The following is a 6,452-nucleotide window of genomic DNA, read 5'->3' on the forward strand; positions in this document are numbered from 1 at the left end:
ACTTAAAATACCAAGTTAAACTTAAGTCACAGCCTGTATCCTGCGTTGAGATTGTGATAAAAATAAGCGTTATAAATAGCCACATCTCATCTTACCTAAGCCGATGCTAAATTGCTATATTAAGCTTAGGGGCTATTAATCAGCTACTGGCTATATTAAGCTTAGTATCTGTTAACCAACTAATACATGCTAACCAACTAATACATGCTAACCAACTACTAAGCCTAGCTAACACCTACGCATTAATTATTAACACCAATACATATTAAGGAAACCACTAATGGGCAATCGACTTTCAAAAATCTATACCCGCACTGGAGATGATGGTACAACTGGTATGGCCAGTGGCGAGCGTGTCAGCAAAGCAGACCTGCTATTTGCCGTCATGGGCGATGTCGATGAGCTCAATGCCCATATCGGCCTGATAGCAGCTCATACCAGACAATTGCAAGCTAAGCAATTGCAAACCAAACAACCAGAAAACAAACATCAACAGCCGCAAGATCCACATCAGTCAAGCCAGCGCTTACAACACCTGTCGGTTCAAGACTCAAACCTGCCGAATCTAGCTGATATATTACAAAGCATTAGCGTTATTCAGCATCTGTTATTTAATATCGGTGGCGAACTGGCAATGCCAGAATACCAAGGCATAGATGATACACATATCATCTGGTTAGAAAGCCAAATTGACCGCTTAAACCGTCACTTATTGCCACTAAAAGACTTTATTTTACCTGCTGGCTCCGCCTTAGTCAGTCAGATCCATGTTGCTCGTACCGTCTGCCGCCGTAGTGAGCGTCAAGCCGTTGACCTACGCACACAGCAAGCATACGCCATGTCATCCAATGCTGCCAAACTATTAAATCGCTTATCAGACTGGCTATTTGTATTGGCTCGATATTGTGCCAAGCTAGAAGGTAGCCAAGAAGTGCTGTGGGACAAAGCCATTTTAAATCAGTTTGATGGCGACTTTAAAATATAAACCAAGGTCTGTTGAACATTGATGTCACAAGCCTACATGACACACTAATGTTCAACAGATCCTAGGCGTTGTCTAGGAGTTATACAGATACGTTATATAAAATTAAAATTTGAAAAAATCTACCCCAACCTTAATACGTACCTTCCTCCTCAATAATCACCATATCAATATTCTTATTTGACTCGTTTTCTGCTGATTTTAACGCTGGGTCAGCAGCCACACTTGTGGTGCCACTATTCGTTGCTTCACTGTCTTCCACCGTTGCACTGCTTACAACACTTCCAGTCGCATCCGATGCTTCCTGATTTGCTGCTGTACTAGGCTGTCGATTAGAAGGTGATTGTTGGGACTGCTGTGATTGAGTAGATGTTGCGGCTCTGTCATTAGATCTGGGCTCAGACTCAGAACGCAGTTGTGGCTCAGACCTAATGCTTGGCTCAGAGGGTGTCACTGGTTCAGAGCTTGGCTGTCGCACTCTTGGCACTCCTAGATTGGCATCAAGTGTTGCTTGAAACTGCGATTTGGCAAGCATATCTGCTGCCGCCTCGATAATTGCTGGCTGACCAACAATACGCGCATGCATTTGACCACCTTGCATACCAAGCATATAATTAAAGTCTCTAGTCACTAACATATTATTATTTAGTGAGATATTTTGTGCTTGTAGTACCTCAGCTAAGTTTCGACTTTCTAATGCAGAATAGACCTGAGCTGCACGTGTAACGTCTTGATTAGGTAGAGTTAGACTCAAGCTGGCTCCACAAGTTACTGCACCTTGCTCATTTGCATCTTGCAACATGGTTGGATTGGCGATGTCTACTAATACTGAGATAACAGCATTACTTAAATTATTTGTGCTTAGCGCTTCACCTGCACTTTGAGCATAGGCATTAAACTGGCGCTGTGCTTGAGAATTTAAACTAGCTTTTACTGCCTGCTCTAGTTGGGAGGATACCATTGGCTCATCACAATCCAGCACAGGGACTAAGACGTTATCTACTTGGGCTTGCTCAGTGCCGCCCTCTTCTGTTTTTGGTTGCTTACTGCAGCTGACAGCGGCTAGGGCACATAGCAACATAATACCAACAACTTTGCTGCGTGCAAAACAGTGGGCGTGACTTGACATCATTATAAATAACCTCTTAGATAATCAGTTTAATAAAATTAATAAAGCATAAAAGTTAAATCTCTTTGAAAAAACAATAACTTACTTTTTTTTCAAATTAGCTTGTACGCTATTATACGCCATAGCCTCCTACTTTGTTAATCGAATGTTTTATTGTTAAGTGTAATTGGTAGCAGTGCAAGAGGTAAGATAAAGCTTTGCTCAATCCAAATAATCTGTTCAATCCGACGAATAAACAGCGAGCGCTCACATGACAATCTCCCCGCCAACATCGCTGTTGAACCCCAAACGCAGCTACTTATTAGGACATCGTGGCGCACGTGGCGAAAAGCTAGAAAATAGTATCTCAGGTTTCACCCACCTACAACGACTACATCAACGCCATTCTGACAAGCTGGTCGGTGTTGAGTTTGATGTACAGCTCACAGCAGATAATAAACTACTGGTTTATCATGATGACAACTTATTAAGACTACATCAGCGCCAATCTCGCTTAGATCAATGCTCAAGCTCTGAATTAATGCGCCAAACACAAGACAGTGATACGCTGATACTATTGGAAGACATGGCATCATATTTGACTGGCTATCAGCGCATTGAGCTAGAAATAAAAACCCATTCTCGCAGCAACTATCGGCAGCTCATGTATGCACTACGTCAAGCTTTGGTAAATACAAATCTATCAAAACTACCCATTACCTTAACCAGCTTTGATCTGACCCTGCATCAGCACCTGTTAACAGACACCAGCTTAAAGCATCTACCCCGTGGTCTGCTGGTTGAACCCAAATCAATGCCTACTACCACAGACATTAGCAACCTTAACCTACAAACGGTAATGAGTACCAATGCACCTTTATTGGATACAGCGCTGATTGCCAAACGTTTAGGCTGTCAGGGTGTTGGCTTATATTTTGCGTTATTTAACCCTGCTTTAATCTACCCCCACCCTTTTAGTGACTCGCAGTCTGCGGCATCGGCTGCTCTTAACACTCAACGCTTGATGCATAGCTTGCAGCGCCATCAATTAACCACCACCGCTTGGACGGTCAATGAGTCCACACAGGTACAGCAGCTAATTAAGCTTGGTATCAACTATATTATTAGTGACTATCCCAGCCGGTTGTTACCTTACTTCTGATTCTAATTCTAGTTCTAGTTCTGGTTCTGATAGTTCTGACTTGACAGATTTTTCTCTTTATAACGGCTTTTTAACTGTTGCTGAGCTATTAATCAATGGTTTACTGTCAGTAACAAATCCCACTTTATCCAGCATTTATCGATAATCTTAGTGAATACCTGTTCACTTTGTTCTAAATATGCGCTATGCTTAGCTTGGATTTAACTTATTTACTTGCAAGGAATGCGACGAGCATGCAGTTCAACAAACATACTTTTTCAACTTTATTTCACACTGGATTCAACACTGGTAAGCAGCTGACTTCTATCTCAATGTCAACCGCTGCCAGTAGTGGCAAAAAAATAGCATCAACCCTGGCACTTATCCCCGCAGTGGTTCTACCCAGCTTATCTGCGCTACGCAATAAGTACCAACCTTCGATCAATCAAGCCAATATCAGCCTAGCCGCCAATACGCCAAAACTGGCCGAGCAGGACATACAACCAACTGAAACCCCCAGCAAACAGTCGTTATTAACGGCTCTTGAACATGATTTCAAACGCGCCCCTATTAACTGGATACCCGCTGCCGTGCTGGTCGCCACCCCCATTGCCGCGGCCATCATTACCCCTTGGTACTTGGCCACTCATAAAGTCAGCGCACCAGTATGGCTCACCTTTGCTGCCGTCGGTACTTGGACTGGCCTTAGCATCACCGCAGGCTACCACCGTCTGATGTCACATCGTGCCTATAAAGCACACCCTGTCGTGCGTAACTTCTTTTTGGTAGGTGCCACATTGGCAGTGCAAGGCTCAGCTTTTGACTGGTGTTCAGGGCATCGTACTCACCACAGATATGTGGATGACCCTATGGATGATCCCTATTCAGCAAAGCGTGGCTTTTGGTTTAGTCATATCGGCTGGATGTTGAAAAACTACCCAAGTGGTAACTTTAATTATAAAAACATTCCTGATTTAACTAAAGATAAAGTACTACAAATCCAGCATAAATATTATGGCGTTTGGGTGGTAGTAGCCAATGTTGGTCTAATTGGTGCTATTGGTTGGCTACTTGGTGATGTCTGGGGCACCTTACTACTTGCAGGCTTAGTACGCTTAGTAATTAACCATCACTTTACCTTTTTTATCAACTCATTGTGTCATATGTACGGCACCCGTCCATATACCGATACCAATACTGCTCGTGATAACGCCATTTTAGCCATTCCAACTTGGGGTGAAGGCTATCACAACTACCATCACTTCTTTCAATATGACTATCGTAATGGGGTAAAGTGGTGGCAATATGATCCAACAAAATGGTTAATTGCGATACTTGAAAAATTAGGTCTAGCCTCAGAGCTACGTGTGGTTGATGATACCACCATCAAACATGCCGAAGTTAATATGAAGTTTAAGCGTGCCCAACAAAAACTGGCAACCATTACAGATGAACAGGGTTTTATCAAAGATCCTAATTTACCACGAACTTTGCAAAGTTTTAGTGATCGTATCCACTTTGAGTATCAGTTATTTAATGAGACAGTTAAACAGTGGCAAGATATCAAAGCAAAGGCCATACAACTGAAAAAAAATCAGCTCGCTGATAAGCTTCATGAGATCGATGCACAGCTACAAGATCAATATCAACTTATAGCCCGTAAGATTGCAAGCCATGATCGCCAGTTACAACAAGCCTTTAAAAGCATAGGAGGTTATCGACCCGTTTAGATACCATCTTAACTATTTGATTAATTAAAACTATTTGATTAATTAAAACTATTGATTAATTAAATAAAGCTATCGATTAAATAAAGCCAGACGATTGAATAAAGCTTAAAATTAATCACAGCTAGCAATAAAAAACACTTAATATCTAACCACTAGTTTGCAACCAATAACAATAACAACCCCACTCTCAACACTTTTAGGGGTTGAAAAAAAATGACATCTCACTATCCTTAAAGTTTTCGACCAAGAAGACCAAGGACAATGAGATGCCACTTGACGAATTTATCATTAATATCTACCTAATGGTAGAGCAATATTACAACTTAGCCGTTCAAAAACCGTTAAGAAGAGGAGGATTTGCGCCTAAACTTAGCGATGCTGAAATTATATGCATGGAGCTAGTTGGTGAGTTTATGGGCATGGATCAAGACAAACAAATCTGGCAGTATTTTAAAAACCACTGGCTGTCTTGGTTTCCAAACCTTGGTTCTTACCCTAACTTTGTAAACAATGTGCTAACCTATGTTTTGTAAAACAGCATATACATCAGCAAGTTGTGCAAACTCAAGAAGATAACATCCACTTTATTGATGGTTTTCCGATACCTGTATGTAAGTATGCTCGTGCTTATCGGCATAAAACATTTAAAGCCGATGCAAGCTTTAGCTACTGCGCTGCAAAGCAAGAGAGGTATTATGGCTTTGCAGGTCATTTGCTGATTAACTTATCTGGTATGATAAAAGGCTTTACCTTTGCATCGGCATCTGTTGATGAGCGTGATGTTGCACCAGAGGTTGCTGATAATATTCATGGCTTATTAGGTGCGGATAAAGGCTATATCCGCCCTGAGTTAACACAGCACTTTGCATCAAAGGGTGTTGATTTACAAACACCGCTAAGACGTAATATGACAGATAATAGACCTAAGTCTGATGTTAATCGGCTGATGCGTTGTCGACGTAATATTGAGACTGTTATTGGTCAATTATCTGACTATTTTAATGTACAGAAAGTACGTGCTAGAGATTTATGGCACTTGTCTCATCGTTTAACGCGTAAAATTCTAGCGCATAACTTCTGTTTTCTTTTAAATAAACAACTTGGTAACCCGCCTCTTCAGTTTGAATTGCTAATAAAGTGTTGAGAGTGGGGTAATAACAATAAAAACAACGATAATAATTATAATAAACTCAAACCCTTCGCCCCCTTGAAGGGTTTTTTTATTAAGATGAACTATCCTATACTGTAACTGTAAAAATCCATAAGTAATCGAACAAAATTAAATACCTATACTTTAAATGTAGAAAAATTTAACGACAGGGAATCACCAATATTAGCAAAAACCCGATTAACTGCATAAGACAACGTATCGAAAGAAACATAATCACAAGGTCTTAGCCAAGCCTGTTTTACCTCCTTCCATAACCGCTCAATGATATTTAGATGCGGACTATAAGGCGGTAAATAAAAGATAAACAAGCCTCGTTCTTG

The 6,452-nt window shown here is 41.0% G+C and carries 4 protein-coding genes and 2 pseudogenes; 4 read left to right on the forward strand and 2 right to left on the reverse strand.

From position 1 onward, the window contains the following. Window positions 1-280: 280 nt before the first annotated feature. Window positions 281-985 (forward strand): cob(I)yrinic acid a,c-diamide adenosyltransferase, encoded by a 705-nt coding sequence (locus tag H140_RS0107265; protein WP_019673002.1) that lies wholly within the window; start codon window positions 281-283, stop codon window positions 983-985. 130 nt (window positions 986-1,115) lie between these two features. Here the strand turns inward: H140_RS0107265 and H140_RS0107270 are convergent, their stop codons facing one another. Continuing rightward, complete coding sequence (locus H140_RS0107270) at window positions 1,116-2,114, reverse strand: hypothetical protein (protein ID WP_019673003.1); 999 nt, start codon at window positions 2,112-2,114, stop codon at window positions 1,116-1,118. 247 nt (window positions 2,115-2,361) lie between these two features. On the opposite strand from H140_RS0107270, the gene H140_RS0107275 reads away from it, so the two are divergent. The 3 genes and pseudogenes from H140_RS0107275 (at window position 2,362) to H140_RS14915 (ending at window position 6,105) form a co-directional block, all read left to right on the forward strand. Then, complete coding sequence (locus H140_RS0107275; RefSeq protein WP_019673004.1) at window positions 2,362-3,252, forward strand: glycerophosphodiester phosphodiesterase; 891 nt, start codon at window positions 2,362-2,364, stop codon at window positions 3,250-3,252. A 233-nt stretch (window positions 3,253-3,485) separates the two neighbouring features. After that, complete coding sequence (locus tag H140_RS0107280; RefSeq protein ID WP_019673005.1) at window positions 3,486-4,961, forward strand: acyl-CoA desaturase; 1,476 nt, start codon at window positions 3,486-3,488, stop codon at window positions 4,959-4,961. A gap of 266 nt (window positions 4,962-5,227) precedes the next feature. Next, window positions 5,228-6,105: pseudogene (locus tag H140_RS14915) on the forward strand (IS982 family transposase). 241 nt (window positions 6,106-6,346) lie between these two features. Here H140_RS14915 and H140_RS16495 read toward each other — a convergent pair. Then, window positions 6,347-6,452: pseudogene (locus H140_RS16495) on the reverse strand (transposase); the annotation flags it as partial.

Source organism: Psychrobacter lutiphocae DSM 21542 (assembly GCF_000382145.1).
Classification (GTDB): domain Bacteria; phylum Pseudomonadota; class Gammaproteobacteria; order Pseudomonadales; family Moraxellaceae; genus Psychrobacter; species Psychrobacter lutiphocae.